20 protein-coding genes are annotated in these 26,354 nt (G+C 65.2%); 10 read left to right on the plus strand and 10 right to left on the minus strand.

The window, feature by feature from the left end:
- Positions 1–153 precede the first annotated feature (153 nt).
- Positions 154–1,878: a heparinase II/III family protein gene (locus tag QFZ88_RS12500; protein ID WP_024923047.1), complete on the plus strand. Its 1,725-nt coding sequence runs from the start codon at positions 154–156 to the stop codon at positions 1,876–1,878.
- Between the two features lie 19 nt (positions 1,879–1,897).
- On the opposite strand, the gene QFZ88_RS12505 is transcribed toward QFZ88_RS12500, so the two are convergent.
- On the minus strand, positions 1,898–2,521 hold the full coding sequence (locus tag QFZ88_RS12505; protein WP_024923048.1) for a DUF2239 family protein: 624 nt from the start codon (positions 2,519–2,521) through the stop codon (positions 1,898–1,900).
- Between the two features lie 120 nt (positions 2,522–2,641).
- Between QFZ88_RS12505 and QFZ88_RS12510 the strand changes: the two genes are divergently transcribed.
- Positions 2,642–2,971 carry a GIY-YIG nuclease family protein gene (locus tag QFZ88_RS12510; RefSeq protein WP_024923049.1) on the plus strand — a complete coding sequence of 110 codons (330 nt, stop codon included), beginning with the start codon at positions 2,642–2,644 and terminating at the stop codon, positions 2,969–2,971.
- 104 nt (positions 2,972–3,075) lie between these two features.
- The gene (gene purH / locus QFZ88_RS12515) at positions 3,076–4,692 is read left to right on the plus strand and encodes a bifunctional phosphoribosylaminoimidazolecarboxamide formyltransferase/IMP cyclohydrolase (protein WP_024923050.1); all 1,617 of its coding nucleotides are present in this window, start codon (positions 3,076–3,078) and stop codon (positions 4,690–4,692) included.
- 140 nt (positions 4,693–4,832) lie between these two features.
- On the opposite strand, the gene QFZ88_RS12520 is transcribed toward purH, so the two are convergent.
- Entirely contained in the window at positions 4,833–6,218 is a 1,386-nt protein-coding gene (locus tag QFZ88_RS12520; protein WP_024923051.1) for an MFS transporter, read from the minus strand.
- A gap of 200 nt (positions 6,219–6,418) precedes the next feature.
- Between QFZ88_RS12520 and QFZ88_RS12525 the strand changes: the two genes are divergently transcribed.
- Together QFZ88_RS12525 and QFZ88_RS12530 are read left to right on the plus strand one after the other, a co-directional pair.
- Entirely contained in the window at positions 6,419–7,369 is a 951-nt protein-coding gene (locus QFZ88_RS12525; RefSeq protein ID WP_024923052.1) for a transglutaminase-like domain-containing protein, read from the plus strand.
- Positions 7,370–7,386: 17 nt separating this feature from the next.
- Positions 7,387–8,223 carry an AraC family transcriptional regulator gene (locus QFZ88_RS12530; protein WP_024923053.1) on the plus strand — a complete coding sequence of 279 codons (837 nt, stop codon included), beginning with the start codon at positions 7,387–7,389 and terminating at the stop codon, positions 8,221–8,223.
- Here the strand turns inward: QFZ88_RS12530 and QFZ88_RS12535 are convergent.
- Together QFZ88_RS12535 and QFZ88_RS12540 are read right to left on the minus strand one after the other, a co-directional pair.
- Positions 8,216–9,100 carry an NAD(P)-dependent oxidoreductase gene (locus QFZ88_RS12535; protein ID WP_024923054.1) on the minus strand — a complete coding sequence of 295 codons (885 nt, stop codon included), beginning with the start codon at positions 9,098–9,100 and terminating at the stop codon, positions 8,216–8,218. The two genes, QFZ88_RS12530 and QFZ88_RS12535, sit on opposite strands and share 8 nt — an antisense overlap.
- Positions 9,101–9,130: 30 nt before the next feature.
- The gene (locus tag QFZ88_RS12540; protein ID WP_024923055.1) at positions 9,131–9,727 is read right to left on the minus strand and encodes a LysE family translocator; all 597 of its coding nucleotides are present in this window, start codon (positions 9,725–9,727) and stop codon (positions 9,131–9,133) included.
- A 98-nt stretch (positions 9,728–9,825) separates the two neighbouring features.
- Here QFZ88_RS12540 and QFZ88_RS12545 point away from each other — a divergent pair, with 98 nt between their 5' ends.
- The gene (locus QFZ88_RS12545) at positions 9,826–10,695 is read left to right on the plus strand and encodes a LysR family transcriptional regulator (protein WP_024923056.1); all 870 of its coding nucleotides are present in this window, start codon (positions 9,826–9,828) and stop codon (positions 10,693–10,695) included.
- A gap of 80 nt (positions 10,696–10,775) precedes the next feature.
- On the opposite strand, the gene QFZ88_RS12550 is transcribed toward QFZ88_RS12545, so the two are convergent.
- Complete coding sequence (locus QFZ88_RS12550) at positions 10,776–15,572, minus strand: NAD-glutamate dehydrogenase (protein WP_024923057.1); 4,797 nt, start codon at positions 15,570–15,572, stop codon at positions 10,776–10,778.
- A 140-nt stretch (positions 15,573–15,712) separates the two neighbouring features.
- Here QFZ88_RS12550 and QFZ88_RS12555 point away from each other — a divergent pair, with 140 nt between their 5' ends.
- The gene (locus tag QFZ88_RS12555) at positions 15,713–16,276 is read left to right on the plus strand and encodes a peroxidase-related enzyme (RefSeq protein ID WP_024923058.1); all 564 of its coding nucleotides are present in this window, start codon (positions 15,713–15,715) and stop codon (positions 16,274–16,276) included.
- Positions 16,277–16,415: 139 nt separating this feature from the next.
- Here QFZ88_RS12555 and QFZ88_RS12560 read toward each other — a convergent pair whose 3' ends face one another.
- Complete coding sequence (locus QFZ88_RS12560; RefSeq protein WP_024923059.1) at positions 16,416–17,030, minus strand: LysE family translocator; 615 nt, start codon at positions 17,028–17,030, stop codon at positions 16,416–16,418.
- Positions 17,031–17,599: 569 nt separating this feature from the next.
- Here QFZ88_RS12560 and QFZ88_RS12565 point away from each other — a divergent pair.
- On the plus strand, positions 17,600–18,217 hold the full coding sequence (locus tag QFZ88_RS12565; RefSeq protein ID WP_024923060.1) for a DUF1062 domain-containing protein: 618 nt from the start codon (positions 17,600–17,602) through the stop codon (positions 18,215–18,217).
- A gap of 61 nt (positions 18,218–18,278) precedes the next feature.
- Here the strand turns inward: QFZ88_RS12565 and typA are convergent, their stop codons facing one another.
- Positions 18,279–20,102 (minus strand): translational GTPase TypA, encoded by a 1,824-nt coding sequence (gene typA, locus QFZ88_RS12570; protein ID WP_024923061.1) that lies wholly within the window; start codon positions 20,100–20,102, stop codon positions 18,279–18,281.
- A gap of 211 nt (positions 20,103–20,313) precedes the next feature.
- Between typA and QFZ88_RS12575 the strand changes: the two genes are divergently transcribed.
- The gene (locus tag QFZ88_RS12575; RefSeq protein WP_024923062.1) at positions 20,314–20,589 is read left to right on the plus strand and encodes a hypothetical protein; all 276 of its coding nucleotides are present in this window, start codon (positions 20,314–20,316) and stop codon (positions 20,587–20,589) included.
- Positions 20,590–20,598: 9 nt separating this feature from the next.
- Here the strand turns inward: QFZ88_RS12575 and QFZ88_RS12580 are convergent, their stop codons facing one another.
- Together QFZ88_RS12580 and QFZ88_RS12585 are read right to left on the minus strand one after the other, a co-directional pair.
- Positions 20,599–22,176 (minus strand): alkaline phosphatase D family protein, encoded by a 1,578-nt coding sequence (locus tag QFZ88_RS12580; protein WP_024923063.1) that lies wholly within the window; start codon positions 22,174–22,176, stop codon positions 20,599–20,601.
- Between the two features lie 109 nt (positions 22,177–22,285).
- Complete coding sequence (locus QFZ88_RS12585; RefSeq protein ID WP_024923064.1) at positions 22,286–23,569, minus strand: MFS transporter; 1,284 nt, start codon at positions 23,567–23,569, stop codon at positions 22,286–22,288.
- 71 nt (positions 23,570–23,640) lie between these two features.
- On the opposite strand from QFZ88_RS12585, the gene QFZ88_RS12590 reads away from it, so the two are divergent.
- Positions 23,641–24,255, plus strand: coding sequence for a TetR/AcrR family transcriptional regulator (locus tag QFZ88_RS12590; protein WP_024923065.1), 615 nt, complete (start codon positions 23,641–23,643; stop codon positions 24,253–24,255).
- Positions 24,256–24,289: 34 nt separating this feature from the next.
- On the opposite strand, the gene QFZ88_RS12595 is transcribed toward QFZ88_RS12590, so the two are convergent.
- Positions 24,290–26,344, minus strand: a complete 2,055-nt coding sequence (locus QFZ88_RS12595) for a M3 family metallopeptidase (RefSeq protein WP_024923066.1) — start codon at positions 26,342–26,344, stop codon at positions 24,290–24,292.
- Positions 26,345–26,354: the final 10 nt, after the last annotated feature.

Raw genomic sequence — 26,354 nt, forward strand, 5'->3', positions numbered from 1 at the left:
TCCGCACCGTTCCCGGTGCGGAAAAACGGCCCGATACCTCCAAAAAAGGTATGGCCCAGCCCTGATCTGTGGGCTTCCGGTGGAATTCGCTTTCAAGGATATTGCTGAATCCTATAATTCAGCCGGGCGGACGGGACAAATCGAGGAGGTTTTTTGGCACTCGCTGCCGACGACACGACGCGTCTGTGGACGCTCGTCGCGAAGGAGGTTTGGCGCAAGGCGCGCCGACGCCTGCGCGCCGGGCCTGTCTATCGCTGGCGTTATTCGGGACGTACGCCCGAACGCGTGCTGATCGCGCCGCCTGACTTGAGGCTGGCCGACCCGCAGATCGCGCTCGAGATCTATTATGGACGTTTCCCGCTCTCCGGCCATCTGGTCGAGACCGGCGGCCAGTCGCCGTTCCAGCTCGACGTCGCCCACAATGGCTGGCAGCGATCGCTGCACGGCTTCCGCTGGCTGCGCCATATGCGCGCCGCCGGCACGGAGCTTGCCGCCGCCAATGCCCGCGCGCTTGCTTCCGACTGGATCGCCGCGCATGGCAACCGCATTGCCGGCATCGCCTGGGAGCCGGGCACCACGGCCAAGCGCATCATCGCCTGGCAGCAGCATTCTTCCGTAGTGCTGCAGGGCGCCGAGTTCCCCTTCTACCGCGCTTTCTTGAAATCGCTCGCCGTCCAGATCCGCTACCTGCGTTCGGTGACACGCGAGATGCCGGACGGCAAGGACAGGCTGCGCGCCCGCGTCGCGCTCGCCTTCGCGGCGCTGTCGCTGCCGGCGCCGGCCTCGGCGCTGCGCGCGGCGACACGCAATCTCGGCGAGGAACTCGACCGGCAGATCCTGCCCGACGGCGGCCATATCTCGCGCAATCCGTTGGCCGTGCTGGAGCTGCTTGCCGACCTTCTGCCGCTGCGCCAGACTTATGCCAACCAGGCCGAGACACCGCCCGCGGCCTTGATCGGCGCCATCGACCGCATGCTGCCGGCGCTGCGTTTCTTCCGCCACCATGACGGCAGCCTCGCCCGTTTCAACGGCATGGGCGCCACCATCCAGGACCGCATCGCCGCCATCCTGCGCCATGACGACACCGCCGGCCAGCCGCTGCTGCATGCACCCTATTCCGGCTATGAGCGGCTGGCCATGGGCGACGTCACCGTCATCGCCGACACCGGCGCCCCGCCACCGCTCGACGTTTCCAATTCCGCCCATGCCGGCTGCCTGTCCTTCGAACTGTCGTCCGGCCGCCAGCACTACATCGTCAATGCCGGCGTCGACACCTATGGCGCCGCCGAATTCCGGCCGCTGGCGCGCGCCACCGCCGCCCATTCCACGGCAACCCTCAACGACACATCGTCGGCGCGCTTTGCCCTGTCGCTGCGTGTCGGCGGCCTGCCGGGTTCGCCTTTGCTCGGCGGTCCACGCAACGTTTCCAGCCAGCGCCTCGACGACGGTGGCCGGCAAGGCTTCGTCGCCCGCCACGATGGCTACGCGCAGCGTTTCGGCATTGTACACGAGCGCGAGCTGATCCTGTCGGCGAATGGCAATGTGCTGACCGGCCGTGACCGCTTCCTGCGCTCCAGCGGCGGGGCGATCCGCAATGACGGCCGCGACGACGTCGCCATCCGCTTCCACATCCACCCCGACACTAGCCTGTTCCGCGATGAACACGACCGGCTGGTGCTGGCCGCCGAGGGCGGCGACATCTGGGTGTTCACCTCACCGGAAATCCAGCCCGAGGTCGAGGAATCGATCTTCTTCGCCGGTATCGCCGGTCCGCGCCGCAGCCGCCAGATCGTCCTGCATTTCAACGCGTCGGCCTTGGCCGAAGCGCATTGGCAGTTCGTCCGCACCGGCCCGGCCGGTTTCGCCGCCCGAAGCTGACGGCTCCGCCGGCAGCCTTTCACAGACCCCGCGCGAAGCCGGCGAGTTTCAGCGCATGGGTCCTGATATCGACCGGCCAGCCCGCTGTTTTCGCCTCGAAACCTTCGCCGTCTCCGGCAAACAACGCCCGCATGGCTTCCTCGAAACCCGGCAGGTTTCCGGCCATTGCTGAGAGGAACCGGTAGGCAACCTCCTGGCGGGAGCGTCGGACGCTCTCGCCGCCATCGGCGCGGCGCGCGGCGTCGACCAGCCGGCGCAGCACCTGCGAGGCGCCGCCCGGCTGCGCTGCCAACCATTCCCATTGCCGCGGCAGCAGCGTCACCTCGCGCGCCACCACGCCGAGTTTCGGCCGACCCCGGCCACGCGTGCCGGCCTCGCTCGCTTGCGTCGTGGATGGCGGCTCGGTTCCGGTCGGTGGGGTTGGCGGAAACCGTTCGGCCAACCGGGACATAATTTCGGCATCCGAACCGCGCAGATCGAGATCGACGACGGACCCGGTCGAATCGTCGAACACGAGCACCGGCACATCCGCTGGCGCATTGCCAAACGCCCTGATCGCCAGGGCCACCTCGACAAGCGGTCCACTGGCGACGATGCGGTCGCCCTGGAAGGCGGTGCTGGCTCCGGTCAAGGACAGGGACATGAAGAGGCTCCTTTGCAGTCGCCTTCTTGCCCTGTCGCGGACGCCCTGTCAATTATTACCCGGGTATAATTGACAAAACCGTTTATGGCTCCTACATGCCGGCCGGGAAAGGTTCGGATCATGACGAGCATCGACAGGAAAGCCGCCATCGCGGCCTACAAGAAACGCGCGGCCCCGGCGGGCATCTATGCATTGACCTGCGCGAAGGCGGGCAGGCGCTGGGTCGGCCATGCGCCGGACCTCGACGCCATGCCGAACCGGCTGTGGTTCACGCTGCGGCTGGGCAGTCACCGCTCGGCAGACCTTCAGGCTACCTACAACCAGTTCGGCCAGGACGTTATCGCCATCGAAATCGTCGAACGCTTCGAGGACGACGCCCGACCGGAAGGTGCTGCGCTGAAGGAGCGCCTCGCCTTCTGGCGCGACAGGATCGGCGCGCAGCCGGCCTGAGTTTTCCGCCACGAACATTTTGCGGCGCCGACTGCGTTTGATTTTGGCCCCCCTTGTGCTACGGCCCGGACGATCCTCATCAGCCCGCAGAAAGGCCGCCCGCCATGGCCGTCGCCGCCAAGAACATTCCCGCGCCGGACCTCGTCCCCGTCCGCCGCGCGCTGCTCTCCGTTTCCGACAAGACCGGCCTCATTGATTTCGCGGCGGCCCTTGCCAAGGCGGGTGTCGAACTGATCTCCACCGGCGGCACCGCCAAGTCGATCGCCGCAGCCGGCATTGCCGTGCGCGATGTCTCCGAACTCACCGGCTTTCCCGAGATCATGGACGGCCGCGTCAAGACCCTGCACCCCTCGGTGCACGGCGCCTTGCTCGGCGTGCGCGACGATCCCGAACATGCGGCCGCCATGCGCGAGCACGGCATCGAACCTATCGACCTCGTCGTGGTTAATCTCTACCCGTTCGAGGAAGTGCGCGCTTCCGGCGCCGCTTATACGGCGGTGGTCGAGAACATCGATATCGGCGGCCCGGCCATGGTACGCGCCTCGGCCAAGAACCACGCTTATGTCGCCATCGTCACCGAACCGGAAGACTATGCCGCCGTGCTGGAAACGCTCGCCGCCAATGGCGGCGCGCTGCCGCTCGATTTCCGCAAGCGGCTGGCGGCCAAGGCCTTCGCCCGCACCGCCGCCTATGATGCGGCGATTTCCGGTTGGTTCGCCGAGGAGCTGAAGATCGAGCAGCCGAGCTGGCGCGCCTTCGGCGGCCGGCTGCACTCGGTCATGCGTTATGGCGAGAACCCGCACCAGTCGGCCGGTTTCTACGTCAACGGCGACAAACGCCCCGGTGTCGCCACCGCGCGCCAGCTACAGGGCAAGCAGCTCTCCTACAACAACATCAACGACACCGACGCGGCCTATGAACTGGTCGGCGAGTTCGACCCGGCGCGCACGGCGGCGGTTGCCATCATCAAGCACGCCAATCCGTGCGGCGTTGCCGAAGGCGCGTCGCTGAGGGAAGCCTATCTCAAGGCACTGGCCTGCGATCCGGTCTCGGCCTTCGGCGGCATCGTGGCACTGAACCGCCTGCTCGACGCCGAGGCGGCGGAAGAGATCGTCAAGACCTTCACCGAGGTCATCATCGCTCCAGAAGCCTCCGAGGCGGCCGCCGCCATCGTCGCCGCCAAGAAGAACCTGCGTCTGCTGGTCACCGGCGGCCTGCCAGACCCGCGCCAGGCGGGCATCATGGTGAAGTCCGTCGCCGGCGGCCTGCTGGTGCAGGGCCGCGACAATGCCGTGGTCGACGACCTCGACCTCAAGGTGGTGACAAGGCGCGCGCCGACCGAAGCCGAAATGGCCGACCTGAAATTCGCCTTCCGCATCGCCAAGCATGTGAAGTCGAATGCCATCGTCTATGCCAAGGACCGCGCCACCGTCGGCGTCGGCGCCGGCCAGATGAGCCGCGTCGATTCCTCGCGCATCGCCGCCCGCAAGGCGCTCGATGCCGCTGAAGCCGCGGGTCATGCCGAGCCGCTGACCAGGGGTTCGGTCGTTGCCTCCGACGCTTTCTTCCCCTTCGCCGACGGCCTGCTCGCCGCCGTCGAGGCTGGCGCGACGGCCGTCATCCAGCCGGGCGGCTCGATGCGCGACGAGGATGTCATCAAGGCAGCCGACGAGCACGGCATCGCCATGGTCTTCACCGGGATCAGGCACTTCAGGCATTAGTGCCTTTCCTTCTCCCCGTTGACGGGGAGAAGGTGGCCCGAAGGGCCGGATGAGGGGCGGCACTCAATCTCGCGAGTTGCCTCTCGCCTGTCGGCCTGCGCCGATATCCTCGTCCTGCAAACGGGGGAGGAAGAAGACGGCTACTCGTGTTCCGTCTTGTCCGCCGGGTAGGGCGTGCCGGCCAGGATCGCCATGCCGCCGACCAGGAACAGGATGATCATCGCCATGCCGAGGCGCGGCGAGCCGGTCGTCGCCGTTACGGTTGCGATCAGGAATGGCGCCAGGAAGCTGGTTGCCCGGCCGGCCAGCGCATAGATGCCGAAATAACGGCCGGATTCTTCGGCCGTGACGCTGCGCGCCATATAGGAGCGTGACGACGCCTGCACTGGGCCGAAGGCCAGGCCGATCAGCAGGCCGTAGGCGATATAGGCCTTCTCGGCCGGCGTGCCGAACAGCTTGTGCGGGTCGGCCTCGGCCGCCGTGAACTGCAGCCAGCCGAACAGCGTGTAGCCCGGCCCCGTCGAGATGATGCCGATGGTGGCGATGCACAAAAGCACCAGCGCGATCATCACCACCACTTTCGAGCCGAGCGCGGTGTCGAGACGTGCCGCCACCCAGCAGCCGAGGATGGCGACGACGTTCAGGATGATGCCGAAGATGCCGATCTCGGTGATCGACCAGCCGAACATCGCGGCCGCGAAGGCACCGCCGAGCGAAAGCAGCGCGTTGACGCCGTCCTGGTAGATCATGCGGGCGACGAGGAAACGGAAGATGCCGGCGCGCTTGCGCACCTCGGCGAGCGTCGACTTCAGTTCCGTCAGCCCGCGCCGCACCGCCGGCCCCACCGGCACGCCCTTCACCGCGTCCGGCGTGAAGAAGAACATCGGCAGGATGAAGATAAGATACCACAGCGCCGAAAGCGGCCCGGTGGCGCGCGCGTCCTCGCCGAGCTTCGGATCGAGGCCGAACAGCGGGTCGAGACCGGCGATGGTCTTGCCGGTTTCCGGCGACCCGGCCAGCATCGTCACCACGAAGATCAGCGCCACCATGCCGCCGAGATAGCCGAGCCCCCAGGCGACGTTGGAGATCTTGCCGATCTCGCTCTTCGGCACCAGGCGCGGCATCATGGAATCGTTGAACACCGTCGAGAACTCCGCCGCCACCGAGGCGAGCGAGAAGAACAGCACGATCAGGAACAGGTTCGAGCCCGGCGCGGCGAACCACAGCATCGACAGGCTGATGATCTTGATCGTCGCGAAGAAGGCGATCCACGGTTTGCGCGGGCCCGTCTGGTCGGCGATCGAGCCGAGGATCGGCGACAGGATGGCGATCACCAAGCCGGCCGCGGCGAGGCCGTAGCCCCACACCGCCTGGCCCATGGCGGGGTCGGCCGACAGGCGCGAGACGAAATAGGGGCCGAAGATGAAGGTGGTGACCACGGTGAAGAAGGGCTGCGCCGCCCAGTCGAAGAACATCCAGCCCCAGATGCCGCGCCCGGAGGCGCGCTGCATGGTCACGTCGCTCATCTGTCCTCCAGCCGCTCGGTCCCGTTCGCGGTGTGCCCATGTCTGCACGTTTTTGCCGGCACTGCAAAGGCCCGATGCCGGTTCGCGGCCATGACCCTGCGCGAGGTCGTCGCGTGCCGGCTGCTGCAAACGCGATCAAGCGCGGCGGCGAGTCCTGCGGCAGAACAGAGCGATAGCCGTTTCGAACTCGGGAGACCGCCATGGACACCCTCAATGCCGCACGCACGCACCCCGCTCACGCCCGCCTTGCCCACAAATGCCCCGAAGCCGTCCTCGACTATTATGCGCGGCAATCCGCCTTCAGCACGCCCGGCCGCCACGCCGCACTGTTCGACGCCTTGCCGTCCGACCCCGCCGACATAGCGCGCATCGTCCAGGGCCTGCTGATCTACGAACACGTCACCGAGCCGTTCTACGGCTGCCCGATCACCACCGAGCGCCGCGCCGAGAGCCATATCCGCCCGGTCGAGGCCATTGTCGACCGGCTGTTGGCGCTTGATGGCCAGCCCCTGTCGGTCGCCCGTCCGCCCGAGCGGCGGCTGGTCGGCATCTGTCGGCATTTCATGCTGCTCGCCGTCGCCATCTTCCGCCACCACGGCATCCCAGCACGCGGCAGGGGCGGTTTCGGCGCTTATTTCAACCCCGGGAAATATGAAGACCATTGGGTCTGCGAATACTGGAAGGCGGATGAAGGCCGCTGGGCACTGCTGGACGCCCAGTTCGACGCCATCTTCATACGCAACCTCGCCATCGGCCATGGCATCCATGACGTGCCGCGCGACCGCTTCCTGACGGCGCCCGACGCCTGGCGGTTATGCCGCGCCGGCGCGCTGGACCCGGAGCTGTTCGGCATCGAGTTCTCGCAGATGCGCGGCCTCTGGTTCATCGCCGGCAACATGACGCGCGATCTCGCCACCCTGAACGGCTGCGAAATCCTGCCATGGGACGTATGGGGCGCGCAGCCGGCCATCGATGCCCGGCTTTCGAACGATCAACTCGTCTTCTTCGACGAGGTCGCCCGGCTGACCGCCAATCCGGACGCGAATTTTGATGCGATGCGCCGCCGTTTCGCCGATGATGCCGGGCTCGCGCTGCCGCGATCCGTCTTCAACGCCTTGCGCCAGCGACAGGAGCAGGTTTTCGAGGTCTGAAAGGCGGACCGTCGCGGATGCGGACACCGGTCGAAAAGGCGATCTGGTTCATCGAAAGCCACTTCGCCGAAGATGTCACGCTCGATGCCGTGGCCAGGGTCTGCGGCCTTTCGCGGTTCCAGATGTCGCGCCTGTTCTCTCACGCCACCGGGAAAAGCGTCAGCGCCTATCTGCGCGGACGGCGGCTGAGCGAAGCCGCCCGCGCGCTGGCCGCCGGCGCTCCTGACATCCTCGCCGTCGCGCTGCAGGCCGGTTACGGTTCGCATGAAGCCTTCTCACGCGCCTTTCGCGATCAATTCGGCCTGACGCCGGCCGAAATCCGCACGCGCGGCGATCTCAATGGCATCGCCCTGGTCGAGCCCTTGCGCGAGGACCCCAAGGTCAGCGTCAGCCTGCCGCCGCCGCGCATCGAGACGCCCGGCCCGTTGCTGATAGCCGGCCTCGGTCGCCGTTTCGCGAGTGATGATTTCGCCGGCATACCGGCGCTGTGGCAGGAATTCACGCCGCATCTCGGCGCGATCCCGGGCCAGAAGGGCAAGGCCACTTACGGGCTGGTCACCGGTGTCGGCGCCGGCGACGGCTATTTTTATCTGGCCGGTGTCGAAATGCGGACCCTCGCCGATCTCGATGGCACCTTCACCGGCATCAGGCTGCCGGCGCAGCGTTGGGCCGCCTTTCGGCATGCCGGGCACGTCACCACCATCGCCGCCACCATTCACGCGGTCTTTACGCAGGCCCTGCCGGCGGCCGGACTGATACCGGGAGACATGCCCGACCTGATCGAACGTTATGGCGAAGGTTTCGACCCCGTCACCGGCGCCGGCGGCTTCGAAATCTGGGTTCCGGTCAGGTAGCCCGCGCCGCCGCCGTGCGCTGTTCAAGCGCGCGGATAACGGCGGCCATGTCTTCCTGGCCCAGTCCCATCGCTTCCGTTTCGCCATAGAGCGCGTGGCAAACATCGAGCAGCGGCGAAGCCACCTTGGCCGTGCGCGCCGCTTCAGTGATCAGCCGGTTGTTCTTGAACACGTCGGTGATCGCCGCCTGCACGGAGAAATCTCCGCTAAGGAGCTTGGCCGCCTTGATGCGGGAGACGTCGCTCGCCATCGGCCCGGCATTAAGCACGGCGACCAGCCGTTCGAGATCCAGCCCGTGCCGCTCGGCGAAATGCACGGACTCGGCAAGGCCCGTCACCATGGTGATCAGGAATATATTAACCGCGAGCTTCATCAAGAGCGCATTGGGCACCACCCCGCATGGCACCATGTCGCGACACATCGGCTGGAGCAGCGGCCGGACAGTCTCGACCACCTCCGGCGCGCCGGCCAGCATCGCCACCAGTTGCCCGGCCTCCGCCGGCTTGCGCGAGCCGGAAACCGGCGCTTCGACATAGGTACCGCCGGCGGCCTCGATGTCGGCGCCGAGCCGGCGCGAATAGTCGGCCGAGGTCGTGCCCATATGCACGATGGTGCGGCCGCCGACATGCGTTGTGAAATCCGCTGAGCCGCGCCCCAGCACGGCATCCATGGCCGCTTCCGTCGCCAGCATCAGGATAACGATGCGTGTAACCGCGAAAACCTCGGCGGCATCGGCCGCCACTTTTGCGCCCGCCGCGCGCAGCGGCTCGCAACGCTCGGCCGAGCGGTTCCAGACCGTCAGCGGCTTTCCCGCGCGCGCCAGATTGAGCGCCATCGGCTGGCCCATGACGCCGAGACCGATAAAGCCGATGTCCATAACCTCTCCCCGGTTGCGCATGGTCCGGACTCAAAGCCACATCGGCAGGATCGACAGCGCAAGCAGAACGCCCAGCGCCATGTTGACGACACGCCATTGGCGCTCGGTCCTCAGCACCCGGGCCATCAGCAAACCGGCCGCGCACCACACCGACAGTGAAAGCGCCGCCGCCAGACCAAAGGCCAGTGCCAGCAGCACGCCGAGCGCGGCTGGGCTGCTCGCCAGCGCCGCAAAGGAGGCGGCGGCGCCCAGCGTCATCGCCCAGGCTTTCGGATTGCACCACAACAGCCAGGCGCCACCCAGAAGGCTGGTCGGTTTTGCTAGGTCTTTGTCGAGGCGCGGCGCACCCGAAGTCGCCACTTTGCCAGCAAGCCACAAAAGATAGGCCGAGCCGATCGCCTTCATGGCCAGTTGCAGCGACGGCATTGCTTCCAGAACACCGGCAAGTCCGGCAGCGGCGGCCGCCGCCATGCTGGCCAGCCCGGCGGCGATGCCCACCATCAGCGGCATCGAACGGCGGAAACCGAAATGGGCGCCGGACGCCGTCGCCAGCGTCGTAGCGCCGCCCGGCGACCCGGTCGAAATCAGGGCGAAGACGGCGAGCGGCAGAATGGTCTCGGGCGACATGCGGTTTGTCCGTTGAAACGGCACCATTGCTACCGTGCCGCCTGCCATTAGAAAATCGCATGTTGATTATAATTGGCATTAGCAATCATAATGCTGCGATGACCCGTAACCTCGACATCGCCCTGCTCAGAACCTTCCTCGCCGTTGCCGACCGCGCCTCGATGACCGCCGCCGGCAATGCCCTGCATCTGACGCAGAGCGCGGTCAGCCAGCAGGTCGCCCGTCTGGAACAGGCCTTCGGCAAGCCGCTGTTTTTCCGCGACCGGCGCGGGCTGCGCCTCACCCCGGCGGGAGAGCGCCTGTTGGGCAAGGCACGGCGCCTGCTCAGCCTCAACGACGAGATATGGGCGGATATGACGACGCGCCGCGTCGAGGGCCCGGTGCGGCTCGGCGTGCCGTTCGACCTCGCCGGCGCCTTCATCGCGCCCATCCTGAAATCCTATGCGCAGGCCTTTCCGCAGGTCGAGATATCGCTGGTCTGCGCCTCTTCGCCCGATCTCGCTCGCGCGCTCGCCAATGGCGAGATCGACCTTGCCCTCGTCGAGGAGCCGGTCGGCGCTTCCACGGGCGAATGCCTTGTTGTCGAGCGGCTGGTCTGGGTCGGCGCCAAGGGCGGCCAGGCGTATCTGAAGACGCCGCTGCCGGTATCGATGGTCGCGGAAACCTGCGCCTTCCGGCCGGCCGTGCTGGCCGCGCTGCGCGACCAGGGCCGGGAATGGCGCACCGTGTTCGAGAACGGCAGCATCGATGCCACCACGGCCACCGTAACCACCGATCTGGCGGTGACCACCTGGCTCGCCTTCACCGTGCCGCAGCATCTCGACATCCTGCCGGTCGAGGCCGGCCTGCCGCCGCTGCCTTCCTTCGCCATCAATTTGCGCATGCCCGAGCGCGACGCCGCCCCGGCAACGGCAGAGCTTGCTCGCCACATCCGCGAAGGGCTCGCCCGCACCCGGCTGGCGGCGTAGGCGCAACCGCTAGCCCGGAATGAAGATTGCGTGCGGCGGTGACATTCAGCTCACCGCCGCCACAGAATCGACGTTGCTACCTACGCCCCGATCAGGTCGCTCATCAGCCCGGACGCCACCGACAGCCTGGACACCGTGATCTCGCCGCCCTCGGTCAGCGCCTGCAGCCGCTCGCGCACGCGGCTGATGCGTTCGCCGCCGGCTTCCAGCCAGGTCGCGACGGGATCGGCCGCCGTGCCATGCTGGGTCAGCGCCGTCACCGCGATGCCGCGCCTGGCCGCGCCGATCGTGTCGGTGGCCCGCGAAAGCGCCAGCTGGTCGTAATAGTCCGGCGGTGTCACCGAACGCGCCGCTTCCTCAATGCGCGGAATGCGGAACGCCTCGCTGACGGCGAAGAACGCCTTGGCGGCCGCGACGATGTCGGCATTGGCCAGCCGCGCGGTGAGCGCGATGTCGGGGATCAGTTCGGCGACATCGGCCAGCGCCAACCGATCCGCCAGACGGTCCGGCGTGCCAACCTTGAACAGCCCGTGCCGCTTCTCCTCCAGCCGCTCGCGCGAGAAATCCGACAGCAGCGAGGCAAGCTTCGGCTCCAGTGCCTTGCGCGCTTCCTGCAGTTCGGCGATGCGCTGACCAAGCGGCGCCGACCCGGTATCGTTCTTCAGATACCAGCCGGCGGTCACGTAAATAAGCCGGCTTACGACCTGGTAGAGATCGATCTGCACCTGGCCGTCGATCTTGTTGTCCAGCGCGTCGATCTCGCGATAGAGCGCCGACAATCCGAAGCCGGCGCGGATCACCGCGAAGGTGCGCACCACGTCGGCGGCGCTGCGGCCGGTTGCCTCCATCAGCCGGTTGGTGAAGGAAGGCCCGCCGCGATTGACCAGATCGTTTGCGACGACGCGGGCGATGATTTCGCGGCGCAGCCTGTGGCCATGGATTTCGGCCGCGAACTTCCTGGCCATGCGGTCCGGGAAATATCCCATCAGATCGGCGTCGAACTGCTGATCGTCCGGCACGTCGGAAGCAACGATATCGGAGAACAGCACGATCTTGGCATAGGCGAGCAGCACGCCGAGCTCGGCCCTGGTCAGCGGTTCGCCGCGCGCCTCGCGGTCGGCCAGCGCGGCCGGCGAAGGCAGCGTCTCGACCGCGCGGTCGAGCAGGCCGCGCGCCTCGAGCGCCGCCATGAAGCGGCCTTGATGGGCGATGTCAGCCAGGCCGCGCTTGCGGGCCAGCGAAAGCGCCAGCGTCTGCTCGTAATTGTTGGCCAGCACCAGCCCGCTGACCTCGTCGGTCATCTCGGCCAAGAGCTTGTTGCGCGCCGGCCGCGCCAGCGAACCCTTGCGCATGGCCGAGGCCAGCGCGATCTTGATGTTGACCTCGACGTCCGAGCAATTGACGCCGCCGGAATTGTCGATGGCGTCGGAATTGTTGCGGCCGCCGGCGAGACCAAACTCGATGCGGGCGCGCTGGGTGACGCCGAGATTGGCGCCCTCGCCGATCACCTTGGCGCGCACGTCGATCGCGTTGACGCGGATCGGATCGTTGGCGCGGTCGCCCGCGTCCTGGTTGGTCTCGCTCGACGCCTTCACATAGGTGCCGATGCCGCCGAACCACAGAAGATCGACCGGCGCCTTGAGGATGGCGGTCATGATCTCGGCCGGCGTCGCGGTCGTCTTGGCGAGCCCGATCGCGGCGGCGGCGTCCGCCGGCAGCGTGATCGATTTCTGGTTGCGCGAGACGACGATGCCGCCCGCCGACAGCTTCGACTTGTCATAATCCTGCCAACTCGAGCGCGGCAGGTCGAACATGCGCTTGCGCTCAGCGAAGGAGGCGGCCATGTCCGGTTCCGGATCGATGAAGATGTCGCGATGATCGAAGGCGGCGATCAGCTTGGTCTGCTCCGACAAAAGCATGCCGTTGCCGAACACGTCGCCCGACATGTCGCCGACGCCCACCACGGTGAAAGGCGAGGTCTGGATGTCGCGGTTGATCTCGCGGAAATGCCGCTTCACCGCTTCCCAGGCGCCCTTGGCGGTGATGCCCATCTTCTTGTGGTCATAACCGGCCGAGCCGCCGGAAGCGAAGGCATCGTCCAGCCAGAAGCCATGCTTTTCCGAAATCGCGTTGGCGGTGTCGGAGAAGGTCGCCGTGCCCTTGTCGGCGGCGACGACGAAATAAGGATCGTCCTTGTCGTGCCGGATCACGTCGACCGGCGGGATGACACTGTCGACGCCGATATTGTCGGTGATCGACAGCAGGCTGGAGACGAAGTTGATATAGGCCTGCCGGCCCGCCTCGAACCACAGGTCGCGCTGGCTGGCCGGCGGCAGGCGCTTCGGGAAGAAGCCGCCCTTGGCGCCCACCGGCACGATGACGGCGTTCTTCACCTGCTGCGCCTTGACCAGGCCGAGCACCTCGGTGCGATAGTCCTGCGCCCGGTCCGACCAGCGCAGGCCGCCGCGCGCCACCGGGCCGAAGCGCAGGTGCACGCCTTCCACCTCGGAACCGTAGACGAAGATTTCGCGCCATGGCCGCGGCTCCGGCAGACCTTCGACGGCGCGCGACTCGAGCTTGATCGCCAGCGACTGGCCGCGCTCCTTCTTAGCCGGGACGAAGTGGTTGGTCCGCAGCGAGGATTCGATCAGGTTGAGATAGCGGCGGATGATGGTGTCGTCGTCGATGTTGGGAACGTCTTCCAGCGCATCCTTGATCTTGGCCTTGAGGTGTTTCGCCGTCGTTACGCCCTCGCCGGTAGCGGCCGGCCCCAGCCGGGCGACGAACAGCGCATGCAGGCCGCGCGCGATGTCGGGATAGCGGTTGAGCGCGGCCGCGATGAAATCCTGGCTCTGCGGAATGCCCGCCTGCTGCAGGTAGCGGCCATAGGCGCGCAGCACCAGAACCTCGTGCGACCACAGGCCGGCGGTCTGGGCGAGCCCGTTATAGCCGTCATTGTCGATGTCGCCGCGCCACACCGCCAGGAACGCGTCCTCGAACAGGCCGCCGCCATCGGCAAGATCGATCGGCCGGCCATAGGCATTTTCCAGTTCCATGTCGTGGATGAAGACGCGGTCGCCATTCTCGCCCACCTCGAAGGTGCGTTCGCTGATGACGCGGAAGCCGATGTTCTCCAGAACCGGCACGCGCCTGGACAGCGCCACCGGGCTGCCGTGATGATAGATCTTCAGCGAAGCCTGTTCCGGCGCCTGGCCGGCGTCGCGGTAATAGTCGATGGCGATCGGGTTTTCGGCGTTGATCCTGGCGATGCGCGCCGCGTCCACCAGCGCCACGGCGGGCGAGAACGAATCGCGATAGCTTTCCGGGAAGCGCGCGGCGATCGCCTTCAATGCCGGATCGTTGCCGCCGGCCTCGGCGGCTTCGGCCAGCGCATCTTCCCAGGTCCGCACGATGTCGCGGATCGCCGCCTCGACCGTCTCCTGCTCGACCTTCGGCGTCTTGCCGCCGGACCGGCCGATGATGAAATGGACACGCGCCAGCCCGCCTTCAGGGAAAGCCGGATAGTAAGCCGACAAACGACCGTCGAAAACCGTCTTCAGATAGGCGCCCACCTTCTCGCGTACAACGCTGTCGTAACGATCGCGTGGCACGAAAACGAGGATGGAGACGAAGCGGTCGAATTGATCGGCGCGCACCAGCGCACGCACGCGCGGCCGCTCGATCAGGCCGAGGATCGCCTCGGCATGCTTGCGCAGGATCGGCACCGGCACCTGGAACAGCTCGTCGCGCGGATAACTCTCCAGCACATTGATCAGGGCCTTGCCGGAATGGTCGTCCGGATTGAGGCCGGATTTGGCGATCACCGTTTCCGCCTTGGAGCGCAGATAGGGGATCTTCATCACCGAGCGCGTATAGGCGGTGGAAGTGAACAGGCCCACGATGCGCAGTTCGCCCGCCAGCTTGCCGTTCTTGTCGTAGGTCTTGACCCCGACATAGTCGAGATAGATGCGCCGGTGCACCACCGACTTGGCGTTGGCCTTGGTGACGATCAGCGGCTCCGGCCCGTGCAGGAAGGCACGGATTTCCGGCGTCGTCGTCACCGCTTCGGTGCCGCGCCGCAGCACCAGCACGTCGGGATCGGCAAGGATGCCCAGCCCCGGCTTGTCGGCGCGCTCCAGCGTGCCGCTCTTCTCGCCGCCGGAATAGGTGAACTCGCGCATACCGAGGAAGGTGAAATTGTCGTCGCGCAGCCATTCGAGGAAGGCGATGCCTTCGGCCACGTGTTTCTTGTCGAGCGGCACCGGCGCATAGCGGAATTCCGAGATCGCCTGGTCGAGCCTGGCCAGCATCGGTTTCCAGTCGGTAACGGCGGCGCGCACTTGCGCCAGCATCTTCGTCAACCGCGCGCCAAGTGCCGCGGCGGTCTCTTCGCCGAGCCGACCAATATGGACATGCACGACGCTGACCTTGTCGAGCCCGGCGTCTTCCTTGACCAGGCTGCCGTCGCCGACGATCTCGGCGACGCCGGTCTTGGAATGCCTGACCGCGATGACCGGATGGGTGACCAGCGTCGGCTCGCCGGCCGTCTCGGTGATCTCGCCAAGGATCGAATCGAACAGGAACGGCATGTTGTCGTTGACGACGGTGATGACCGTCACCGGCCGGCCCTGCCGCGACACGCCGGAAGCCGCATCGACGGCAACGATGCTCTCGCCCTTCTTGTGGCGGGCAACCGCTTTTTCTGCGAGTTCGGCGGCTCGGGCGAGGTCGGCCGCCTCATAGGCGGCAACGTCTTCGGAGGGCGCTCTTGCCAGGAGAAAATCCGCGAGCCGTCCCGGCTTTTGACCTTCCTTCGTCGCACCTCCCTTCGCCATTGTCGATTTTTTCGGCTTGGACGCGGACTTCAGGCTGGCCATGATGCGATTTTCCTCCGCCATAGGCTGCATTGCTACTATCGTAGCAGATGAACGCCTTTTGGCGACAAAGGTTTGACGGCTGCCTAAGAAAAATGCCGTCTGCACAATAAATTTGCAGCTCGCATCCGGGAGAGAATGCCATGGCCGAAAAGATCACCGCGCTGGATTTGCCGCAAGCCGAACTCAGCGAAGCCACGCAGGCCTATTTCGCCAAATGCGAGGAAAAACTCGGCCTCGTGCCCAATGTGCTGAAGGCCTACGCCTTCGACGAGAAGAAGCTGCGCGCCTTCACCGACACCTATAACGATCTGATGCTGGGCGATTCCGGCCTCACCAAGCTCGAACGCGAGATGATCGCGGTCGTCGTCTCATCGATCAACCACTGCTATTATTGCCTGACCGCGCATGGCGCGGCGGTGCGGCAATTGTCGGGCGATCCGGCCTTCGGCGAGATGATGGTGATGAATTTCCGCGCCGCCGATCTGTCGGACAAGCAGCGCGCCATGCTGGAATTCGCGGTCAAGCTGACCGAGCAGCCGGCAAAGATCGTCGAGGCCGACCGCGAAACATTGCGCAAGGCCGGCTTCTCGAACCGCGACATCTGGGACATCGCCTCGACCGCCGCCTTCTTCAACATGTCGAACCGCGTCGCCGCTGCCATCGATATGCGCCCGAACGACGAATATCACGCGATGGCGCGGTAGCGCTCTTCACCCCGTGAACAGGAAAAGATGCCGGCGGGCAGATGAGGGGCGGAGCTAACTTTCGAAAGGCAGGCGCAGCCCCTCATCCGACCCTTCGGGCCACCTTCTCCCCGTGAACGGGGAGAAGGTAGAAAGAAATTCAGCTGCGCGCCGCGATCGCCGCCGCCGCCCCGGCCATGGTGCCGGCCGAGATACGGTTGGCGATCTTCATGGCGCGCTGGCTTTTCAGGAGCCTACGTGCCTGCGCGGCCGCCAGCACCCAGGCGAGATCGATGGCGATCAGCACCACCGCCATGGTTGCGGTCAGCTCCATCCAGCCGACGACGCTCACCGAGGCGAGATCGATGATAGTCGGCAGGAGCGCCAGGTAGAACATCATGATCTTGGGGTTGCCGAGCGTCACCGCCATGCCGGCCATGAAGAGTTTCGCCGGCGAATCATCCTTCGGCAGCGAACCGCCGGTGGTGTCGACCGGCGCCGTCCACATCTTCCAGGCAAGATAGGCGAGATAGGCGACACCAAGCCATTTCACCGCAACGAAGGCGAGGTGGAAGGTCTGCGCCACCATGGCCAGGCCGAAGACGGCGAAGGAAAGCCAGATCGCCTCGCCGATCCACATGGCGGCCAGGAACGGGAACACATCGCGAAAGCCCTTCGAGATCACCCTTGCCACCAATGCCGCGATCGACGGCCCCGGCGAACCGGCCGCAACCAGCAAAGCACCGGCGAAGATGAGAAGCGAGGTAAAGGTCATGACGGGCTCCAAACCGACCATTGTCGTCTGGAGAATAGGCGGATCGACACCGGACGCAAGCAAACGACGTTCCGCTGTCGATTGAAAACCGGCCTGGCGGGTCCGGCCGCCAGAATCCCGCACCGCGACGGCGTGTCGGCGTTCCGGCATGGTTTCCCGACTTCCCCCCAAAAAAGGGGGCGTTCTTTGACAATGAGCCAGATTGCGAAAGCAGGCGTGGCAACGAATAGATTTGGCTACACGACAGCTGGCGGCGTCAAACGTGCGCTTGATCTCGCCCATGCCACCCGCTAGGAACGCGCATCTTCATCAGCCTCAGGCTACCGACTTTGCCATCGTAATCACCGGTCTCGTCAGCTCTCCCTGAACTCGCATGGCAGCGCGCGAGCGTTGCCGTTTTTGATTGCGTTCGTTCCTGTGGCGGTTCGAGACCGGTTTGGCCAGCGCCCCGGCGCCAGAGCCGCAGGCACGTCGCCTGATCTCCACACGAACGCCATTCCGCGCCTCCGCTCGAGGCACCTCGCTCATCGTCGCTCGGACGGACTTCCCAACGGGAAGGACCAACCGGCATGTCGTTCACGCTCCGCGTTCGATGGACCCTTATTGCAGATCGTTTCCCCGAGCCCTGGCGCGCCTGCGCACGCTGTGGTGCCCAGCGGCCGTTCCGTTGCAGCGGCAAATTCCGGCTGAATGCCAATGGCAGGCGCCTCGACGCCTGGCTCGTCTACAAATGCTCGGCCTGCGACGACACCTGGAACCACACGTTGTTCGAGCGCCGCAACGCGCACGACATCGACGTCGATCTGCTTTCGGCACTGGAAAGCAACGATCCCAAGCTGGCGCGGCGTTGTGCATTCGATGTCATCGCCCTGCGCCGCAACACGTCGCGGGTCGAGGAGTTCGCGAACGTCGCCGTCCGCAAGGAGCGCCTTGACGGATCGGGGCATGCGCCGACGCGGCTGGAGATTGTGCTGGCCGCCCCCGATCCCGTCTCCCTGCGGCTGGATCGCCTGTTGGCGACGGAACTCGGCCTGTCGCGCAGCCGCATGGCCGCCTTGGCCGACCGGGCAAGGATCAGGACGACCGGCAAGCTCAACCGGGCGGTGCGCGACGGGTTGCTTGTCGAGATCGAGTTGGATGGAGACAGCGCGGCGGAGGCGATCCTGCGCAATGCGCTACCGGAATGATGACGTCGATCCGGCGGTGAAAATGAAAAGGGCGGGGAAATCCCCGCCCTTTCTGAAAGCATCAGGCCGCGCTGACCTTCGACTTCTCGAAGCGCTTGCGCTCGTTCGGGTCGAGATAGAGCTTGCGCAGGCGAATGGTCTTCGGCGTCACCTCGACCAGCTCGTCGTCCTGGATCCAGGCCAGCGCGCGCTCCAGCGTCATGCGGATCGGCGGCGTCAGCTTGACCGCTTCATCCTTGCCGGCGGCGCGGATGTTGGTCAGCTTCTTGCCCTTCAGCACATTGACCTCGAGGTCGTTGTCTCTGGAGTGGATGCCGATGATCATGCCCTGATAGACCTTGACGCCGGCGTCGATGACCATCGGGCCGCGGTCTTCCAGGTTCCACATCGCATAGGCCACGGCTTCGCCCTGCTCGTTGGAGATCAGAACGCCGTTGGTGCGGCCGGGCAGTTCGCCCTTGTAGGGCTGGTAGGAGTGGAACAGACGGTTCATCACCGCAGTGCCGCGCGTGTCGGTCAGAAGTTCGGACTGGTAGCCGATCAGGCCGCGCGTCGGCGCATGGAACACCAGGCGCTGGCGGTTGCCGCCCGAAGGACGCAGTTCGACCATTTCGGCCTTACGCTCCGACATCTTCTGCACAACGACGCCGGCATGCTCCTCATCGACGTCGATGACGACCTCTTCGACCGGCTCCAGCAACTCGCCGTTCTCGTCCTTCTGCATAACGACGCGCGGACGCGACACGGCAAGCTCGAAACCTTCGCGGCGCATCGTCTCGATCAGCACGGCAAGCTGCAATTCGCCGCGGCCCGACACGTAGAACGAATCCTTGTCGGCCGATTCCTCGATCTTGAGCGCGACGTTGCCTTCCGCTTCCTTCATCAGGCGGTCGCGGATGACGCGGCTGGTGACCTTGTCGCCCTCGGTGCCGGCCAGCGGCGAATCGTTGACGATGAAGGACATGGTGACGGTCGGCGGATCGATCGGCTGGGCGTGCAGCGGCTCGGTCACGGCCGGGTCGCAGAAAGTGTCGGCGACGGTGCCCTTCGACAGGCCGGCGATGGCGACGATGTCGCCTGCCTGCGCTTCTTCGATCGGCTGGCGCTCGAGGCCCCGGAAGGCCAGGATCTTGGAGACGCGGCCGTTTTCCAGAAGCGAGCCGTCATGGTGCAGCACCTTGACTGCCTGATTCGGCTTCAGCGTGCCGGAGTGGATGCGGCCGGTGATGATGCGGCCGAGGAACGGGTTGGCCTCGAGGATGGTGCCGATCATGCGGAACGGGCCGGGGTGAACCGTCGGCGCCGGCACATGCTTGAGCACGAGGTCGAACAGCGGCGCCAGGCCCTGGTCCTTCGGGCCTTCCGGGTTCTCGGAGACCCAGCCATCGCGGCCCGAACCGTAGAGGATCGGGAAATCGAGCTGTTCGTCGGTGGCGTCGAGCGCCGCGAACAGGTCGAACACCTCGTTGATGACTTCCTGGTGGCGGCCATCCGGGCGGTCGATCTTGTTGATGACGACGATCGGCTTCAACCCGACCTTGAGCGCCTTGCCGACGACGAACTTGGTCTGCGGCATCGGGCCTTCGGCGGCGTCGACCAGAACGATGGCCGAATCCACCATCGACAGGATGCGCTCGACCTCACCGCCGAAGTCGGCGTGGCCGGGAGTGTCGACGATGTTGATGCGGGTGTCCTTCCAGTCGACCGAAGTCGCCTTGGCCAGGATGGTGATGCCGCGTTCCTTTTCGAGATCGTTCGAATCCATCGCGCGTTCGGCGACGCGCTGGTTCTCGCGGAACGAGCCGGATTGCTTGAGAAGCTGGTCGACCAGCGTGGTCTTGCCATGGTCGACGTGCGCGATGATCGCGATATTGCGGATGTTCATGCTGGGTCTCGGAGGTTGCACAGGCAGCATGCCCGGATAATCAAATCGAGACGCCGCCTTTTTCGGTTGCGCGGCTCATACAGGTTTTTTCGCATTTGCGAAAGGGGCGGCGTGCGGGCAATTCGTTGGTCACCTTTTGTTAAGTGGCGCGGGCGTAGAATTTCATTAACCAAAGGCGGAACCTTTTCCGCAGTCGAGCATTCGGGCGTCCATGATACGTGCACTCAACCGCTTCGGCATGATCTTCGCATCGGCAACGACGGTAGCGCTTCTGGCGCTGGGCGTCGCTTGGTCGGCCGCCACGCCGGCCGACAAGCCGATCGCGGCGGTTGTCACCCAGGCTGAGCGGATGTTCCCCGATGCGCCGGATGGCGTCGACCCGGTCGTCACCGGGCCGGTCAGCGCGGCTTTCAAGCAGCGCCAGGCCGATGTGGGTTGCGACAAGGCAGCCTGGCCGAACGTGCCCGCCGCCTGTTTCGAACATTAAACCCCGCGACTACACCGCGCGCACTGGATCGAGCGTCGTCTTGTAGAGCTCGTTGTCGTCGCGATCCATCAGCCTGACGGTGAGCTGCTCCGTGCCGCCGTCGATATCGACCAGTCCGAAGAATTGCAGGCCGGCCGAGGGCGGCAGGTTCTGGCCCTGCTCGACACTTGGCGCCTTCACGAACTTCACTTCGGGGCCGAAGGTCATGTCGAGATCGTTGGGACCGAATGTGCCGGAATGGATCGGCCCCGAGACGAATTCCCAGAACGGATTGAAATCCTGGAATTGCGCCTTGTCGGGGTTGTAGAGATGGGCGGCCGTGTAGTGCACGTCGGCCGTCAACCAGACCGTGTTGGTGATGCCAGCATTCTTGATGAAGCGCAAAAGGTCGGCAAATTCCAGCTCGCGGCCCTTGGCCGAACCGTTGTCGCCATTGGCGACCGCCTCCGAGCCCTTCTTGTTGGCCGCGTCGTCCCACACCACCAGACCGATCGGCATGTCGGCGGCGATCACTTTCCAGGTCGCCTTCGAATTGGCCAGCTCGCGCTTCAGCCACCTTGTCTGCTGCTCGCCCAGCATGCGCGCCAGCGGGGTGAGTTCCGTCTCCATATTGGGACCGTTGGCGCCACGATAGGAGCGCATGTCGAGGAAAAACACGTCGAGCAGCGGGCCATAGGCGATCTTGCGGTAGACGCGGCCGGGCTCGGCTGGGGTGAAGCGGATCGGCGTCATCTCGTGGAAGGCGCGCCCGGCGCGGGCGGAAAGCACGGAGACGGACTTTTCCTTGTAGCGGTCATCGGCGGTCAGGTTCTTGGAGCTCGACCAGTTGTTGACCACCTCATGGTCATCCCATTGGAAAAAGGTGGGCAGCGCGGCGTTCATCGCCAACAGGTTCTTGTCGAGCAGGTTGTACTTCCACTGCGCGCGGTATTCTTCCAGTGTTTCGGCCACCTTGCGCTTTTCGTCAACGAGAACGACGTTCTTCCACTTGGTACCGTCCTTGAGGCCGACCTCGTCCTTCATAACGCCGTCGGCATAGATGGTGTCGCCCGAATGCAGGAAGAAGTCGGGCATGTGCTTGGCAATCGTGGCATAGGTCTTCATGCCGACCTCATCGATGCCCCAGCCCTGGCCGGCGGTATCGCCGGACCAGGCGAAGCGCACCGAGCGGCGCGACATCGGCGCGGTGCGGAAGCGGCCGACCACCGGCTCGGAGACGGCGTTGACGTCGTTCAGATCGGCAATCGTCATGCGGTAGAAGATGTCCTGATCGGAGGCGAGATCGGTGAGCAGGCGCTTCACCGCATAATCGCTGTCGGGCAGTGCGGTGAGCGGCGCCAGCCTTTCCGCGTTGGCGAAGCTCTCCGTCGTCGCCACTTCGAACATCACGCGTGAGGGCCGGTCGGCGCGGGTCCAGACCATGCCCGAGGCGGAATCGACATCGCCGGACTGGACGCCATGCGTGACGACGGGCCGCGTATTCGCCCGCGAATAATAGGGCATCGCCAAACCGGAGAAGCCGACCAGACCCGCTGCCCCCGTCGAGGCGAGGAAGACACGACGGCTGATTTGGACGGGCGAGTTCATGGCTGTCTCCTTGGCTGTGAACGCAAGCCAAGGTCGGCGGCCAATGTTTCAGCAGCATTTCGGAGACGTGAAACTTTCTTGACGGCCCACAGCCAGCGGGCCGCCTCGATCAGGCCGGTTGTTCTTCCGGCTGGGATATCGGGCGATTGGTGTTGATCAGCAGCGACAGGCAGGCGGCGATGATGCCGGTCATGCCGGCGATGACGAAGGCGAGCTCGTAGCTGCCCTGAAATTCGCGCATCGCTCCGCCGAAGAAAGCGGCCGTCGCGGCACCGACCTGATGGCCGGCGACGATCCAGCCGAACACCAGCGGCCCCTTGCCATCGCCAAAGGCCTCGTTCGAGAGACGCAGCGTCGGCGGCACGGTGGCGATCCAGTCCAGCCCATAGAAGATGGCGAAGATGATCAGGGCCGTTGCCGAGAAGCCCGAATAGGGCAGGTAGATCAGCGACAGGCCGCGAATGGCGTAATAGACGCCGAGCAGCTTGCGCGGGTCGAAACGGTCGGTCAGCCAACCCGACAATGTCGTGCCGATCAGGTCGAAGATGCCCATCATCGACAAAAGGCCGGCGGCCTGGATCTCGTTGATGCCCATGTCGGCGCAAAATGCGATCAGATGCGTGCCGACCAGGCCGTTGGTGGTGAAGCCGCAGATGAAGAAGGTGGCGAACAGATACCAGAACACACGCGTTCTGGCTGCCTCACGCAGCGTTCCCAGTGTATGGGAGATGAAGTTGCCGGCAGCGGCGGGTGGCGTCGGCGGCACATCGTCGGGCTCGGCGCCGAAGCGCACCTGGCCGATCGTCGACGGCCGTTCCGGCACCAGCAGCCAGACCAGCGGCACGAGTGCCGCGGTGGCAATGGCAATGACAAGCGCCACCGGCTTCCAGCCGCCGGATTGCGCAAGCCAAGCCAGGAAAGGCAGGAACACCAAAAGGCCGGTGGCGCTGGAGGCCGACATCAGGCCCATGACCAGGCCGCGATTGGTCTTGAACCAGCGGTTGACGATGGTGGCACCAAGCACCGTGGCAACGGCACCGGACCCGACACCGGAAAAGACGCCCCAGGTGGCGATGAGTTGCCACGACTGCGTCATGAACAGGGAAAGTCCGGTCGAGGCGGACATCACCACCAGCGAGGCGATCACCGTCTTGCGCAGGCCGATGCGCTCCATCAAGGCGGCGGCGAAGGGACCGGTAAGCCCGTAGAGGAAGATGCCGATGGCGGCGGCCAGCGACACCACGTCGCGGCGCCAGCCGAAGTCCTTTTCGAGCGGCAGCATCATCACCGAAGGCGCGGAACGCAGGCCTGCCGCGATCAGCAAGGACAGGAAGATGACGGCAACGACAACGAAGGCGTAGCGCTGGCCAAACGGGCGGGACTGAGCTATCATGTTACTGACCGGTACGTTGCAATTGGTTTCTGTGTACGTACCGGTCGGTAACATGTCAATCGGAATGCATCATGCCTGCTGACAAAAATTTTGATCCAAGCGTTTCACAGGAGACCGTTGCGCTGCCGCCGGCGGCCGAGAAGATCCTCGACGTGGCGCGCGACCTGTTCTATCGCGAGGGTATCCGGGCGATCGGCGTCGACGAGATCGTGAAGAAGGCGGGCGTCACCAAGCCGAGCCTCTACCGCTCCTTTTCATCCAAGGATGAATTGGCTGCATCTTATCTCAGGAAGTACGATCTTGAATTCTGGAAACGGTTCGACGAGGCCGTCGCCGCCCATCCCGGCGACCCGCGCGCACAGATCATCGCCTTTCTGACACGTGTCGGCAAACGGTCGCAGAAGCTTGGTTATCGCGGTTGCGGCATGACCAACGCCGCCGTCGAATATCCGGAGCCCGGCCACCCGGCGCGCGTGGTCAGCGAGGAAAACAAGCGCGAACTGCGCCGCCGCTTGCGCGAAATGGCCCAAGGCATGGGCGCGGCCGACCCCGATATGCTGGGCGACGGCCTGCTGCTCCTGATCGAGGGCGCCTATATCTCCAGCCAGATCTTCGGTCCCGGCGGGCCTTCGCAGTCGGTGGCCAAACACGCAGACTGGCTGATCGGCGCCAGCCTGAAGGGCTAGCACCTTGTTCTCTCCGCGGGAGATGGCAGCGGAATTACACCAGGCCGCGCTTGGCCATCATCGCATCTGCCGTCGGCATCTTGCCGCGAAAAGCGGTGTAGAGCTCTTCCGGATCTTTTGAGCCGCCAGCCGCATAGATGTTCTCGCGCAGTTTCTTCGCCAGCGCCGGGTTGAACGGATCGCCGGTTTCCTCGAAAGCTGAAAAGGCGTCAGCGTCCAGCACCTCGGACCACATGTAGGAATAGTAGCCGGCGGAATAACCATCGCCGGCGAAGACATGGCTGAAATGCGGGGTGCGATGGCGCATGGCGATCGTCTCCGGCATGGTGAGCTTCTCCAGCGTTTCCGCCTCGAAACGCAGCGGCTCGGCCGGCGCCTCGGAGCGCGCGTGATAGGCCATGTCGATCAGCGCCGAGGCGGTGAATTCCACCGTGGCGAAGCCCGCGCCGAAAGTGCGCGCCGCGAGCATCTTGTCCAGGAGTTCCTTGGGCATCGGCTTGCCGGTTTTCACGTGCAGTGCGTGTTTTTCCAGAACGGCCGGAACCGTCAGCCAATGCTCGTAGAGCTGCGACGGCAGTTCGACGAAATCGCGGCTGACCGAGGTGCCCGCCACCGACGGCCAGGTGACATTGGTCAGCATGCCGTGCAGCGCGTGGCCGAATTCATGGAAAAGCGTCTTCGCCTCGTCCACTGAAAGCAGCGCCGCCTCGCCGGCCGGCGGCTTGGCGAAATTCATGATGTTATAGATGATCGGCGTGGAACCCTTGCCCAGGCTGTAGCCCGACTGCAGCGCGCTCATCCAGGCGCCGGAACGCTTGGAAGGCCGCGCGAAATAATCCGCCAGGAACAGCGCCCGCTCGGATCCATCGGCATTCTTCACCACGAAGACGCGCGCGTCGGGATGCCAGCCGGCGATGCCCTTCTTCTCTTCAAAAGTGATACCGAACAGTCTGGTCGCCACGTCGAAACAAGCGGCAATGATGCGCTCGAGCTGCAGATAGGGTTTCAGCTCGGCCTCGTCGAAGGCAAATTTTTCGGCACGCAGCTTCTCCTGATAGAAGCGCCAGTCCCATGCTGCGAGCTGTTCGTTGCTGCCGGCGGCCGTCGCCAGCCGCTGCAGCTCCTTCTGGTCGGCCGCTGCCTTCTCCAGTGCCTTCTCCCAGACCGGGTCGAGCAGATCGTGCACGGCCTTCGGCGTCTTGGCCATGGTTTCGTCGAGCTTCAGCGCCGCATAGGACGCATAGCCGAGCAGCCTGGCTTTTTCGGTACGCAGCCTCAGCGTGTCGCGCACGACGGCGGTGTTGTCGCTGGCGCCGCCATTCTGGCCGCGCTGGGTGAACGCGCGCCAGGCCGCCTCGCGCAGGTCGCGACGCTCGGAGAAGGTGGTGAAGGGTTCGTAGATCGACCGCGACAGCGTCACCGCATAGCGGCCCTTCTGGCCGCGCGTCTCGGCGGCTTCCGCCATCGCGCTTTTCAGGAATTCCGGAACGCCGGTCAGATCGGCTTCGTCAAGGAACAGCGCCCAATCGCGTTCGTCGGCCAGCACGTTCTGCCCAAAGCTGGTGCCGAGCGAGGAAAGCTCCTCATTGATAGCGGCGAGCCGCTTCTTGCCGGCAGCATCGAGCTTGGCGCCGGACCGCACGAACCCCTTCCAAGTCTTCTCCAGCACGCGCAGCGTCTCGGCATCGAGCTTGAGGGTGGCGCGCCGCTGATAAAGATCGTCAATCCGCGCGAACAGCTTCTCGTTCATCGAGATGGCCGAGAAATGCCGCGACATCTTCGGCGCGACCGCGCGTTCCAGGGCCTGGATCGCGTCGTTTGTATGCGCGCCTGCCCGGCACCAGAAGATCGACGAGACGCGATCAAGTGCTTCGCCGCCGAGCTCCAGCGCCTGCAGCGTGTTTTCGATAGTTGCCGGCGCCGGATTGGCGGCGATCGCCTCGATCTCCGCTTCATGCGCCTTCAGCGCCGCATCGAAAACGGCATCGAAATCTCCGTCGCGAATCCTGGCGAAATCGGGAAGACCGAGCGGCCCGTTCCAGGAAGTCAGCGGATGCAGGGCGAGGTCGAGGCTTGGGACTGCGGTCATGGAGAGGCTT

This window comes from Mesorhizobium sp. YL-MeA3-2017 (genome assembly GCF_030814575.1).
Lineage (GTDB): Bacteria > Pseudomonadota > Alphaproteobacteria > Rhizobiales > Rhizobiaceae > Mesorhizobium > Mesorhizobium terrae.

Coding starts and splice junctions, on each gene's coding strand:
- QFZ88_RS12530 (WP_024923053.1), top strand. CDS start 7,387: ATGCGGACACCGGTCGAAAAGGCGATCTGGTTCATCGAAAGCCACTTC.
- QFZ88_RS12525 (WP_024923052.1), top strand. CDS start 6,419: ATGGACACCCTCAATGCCGCACGCACGCACCCCGCTCACGCCCGCCTT.
- QFZ88_RS12560 (WP_024923059.1), bottom strand. CDS start 17,030: ATGACCTTTACCTCGCTTCTCATCTTCGCCGGTGCTTTGCTGGTTGCG.
- typA (WP_024923061.1), bottom strand. CDS start 20,102: ATGAACATCCGCAATATCGCGATCATCGCGCACGTCGACCATGGCAAG.
- QFZ88_RS12545 (WP_024923056.1), top strand. CDS start 9,826: ATGACCCGTAACCTCGACATCGCCCTGCTCAGAACCTTCCTCGCCGTT.
- QFZ88_RS12540 (WP_024923055.1), bottom strand. CDS start 9,727: ATGTCGCCCGAGACCATTCTGCCGCTCGCCGTCTTCGCCCTGATTTCG.
- QFZ88_RS12585 (WP_024923064.1), bottom strand. CDS start 23,569: ATGATAGCTCAGTCCCGCCCGTTTGGCCAGCGCTACGCCTTCGTTGTC.
- QFZ88_RS12565 (WP_024923060.1), top strand. CDS start 17,600: ATGTCGTTCACGCTCCGCGTTCGATGGACCCTTATTGCAGATCGTTTC.
- QFZ88_RS12590 (WP_024923065.1), top strand. CDS start 23,641: ATGCCTGCTGACAAAAATTTTGATCCAAGCGTTTCACAGGAGACCGTT.
- QFZ88_RS12510 (WP_024923049.1), top strand. CDS start 2,642: ATGACGAGCATCGACAGGAAAGCCGCCATCGCGGCCTACAAGAAACGC.
- QFZ88_RS12505 (WP_024923048.1), bottom strand. CDS start 2,521: ATGTCCCTGTCCTTGACCGGAGCCAGCACCGCCTTCCAGGGCGACCGC.
- QFZ88_RS12575 (WP_024923062.1), top strand. CDS start 20,314: ATGATACGTGCACTCAACCGCTTCGGCATGATCTTCGCATCGGCAACG.
- QFZ88_RS12520 (WP_024923051.1), bottom strand. CDS start 6,218: ATGAGCGACGTGACCATGCAGCGCGCCTCCGGGCGCGGCATCTGGGGC.
- QFZ88_RS12535 (WP_024923054.1), bottom strand. CDS start 9,100: ATGGACATCGGCTTTATCGGTCTCGGCGTCATGGGCCAGCCGATGGCG.
- QFZ88_RS12555 (WP_024923058.1), top strand. CDS start 15,713: ATGGCCGAAAAGATCACCGCGCTGGATTTGCCGCAAGCCGAACTCAGC.
- QFZ88_RS12595 (WP_024923066.1), bottom strand. CDS start 26,344: ATGACCGCAGTCCCAAGCCTCGACCTCGCCCTGCATCCGCTGACTTCC.
- QFZ88_RS12550 (WP_024923057.1), bottom strand. CDS start 15,572: ATGGCCAGCCTGAAGTCCGCGTCCAAGCCGAAAAAATCGACAATGGCG.
- purH (WP_024923050.1), top strand. CDS start 3,076: ATGGCCGTCGCCGCCAAGAACATTCCCGCGCCGGACCTCGTCCCCGTC.
- QFZ88_RS12580 (WP_024923063.1), bottom strand. CDS start 22,176: ATGAACTCGCCCGTCCAAATCAGCCGTCGTGTCTTCCTCGCCTCGACG.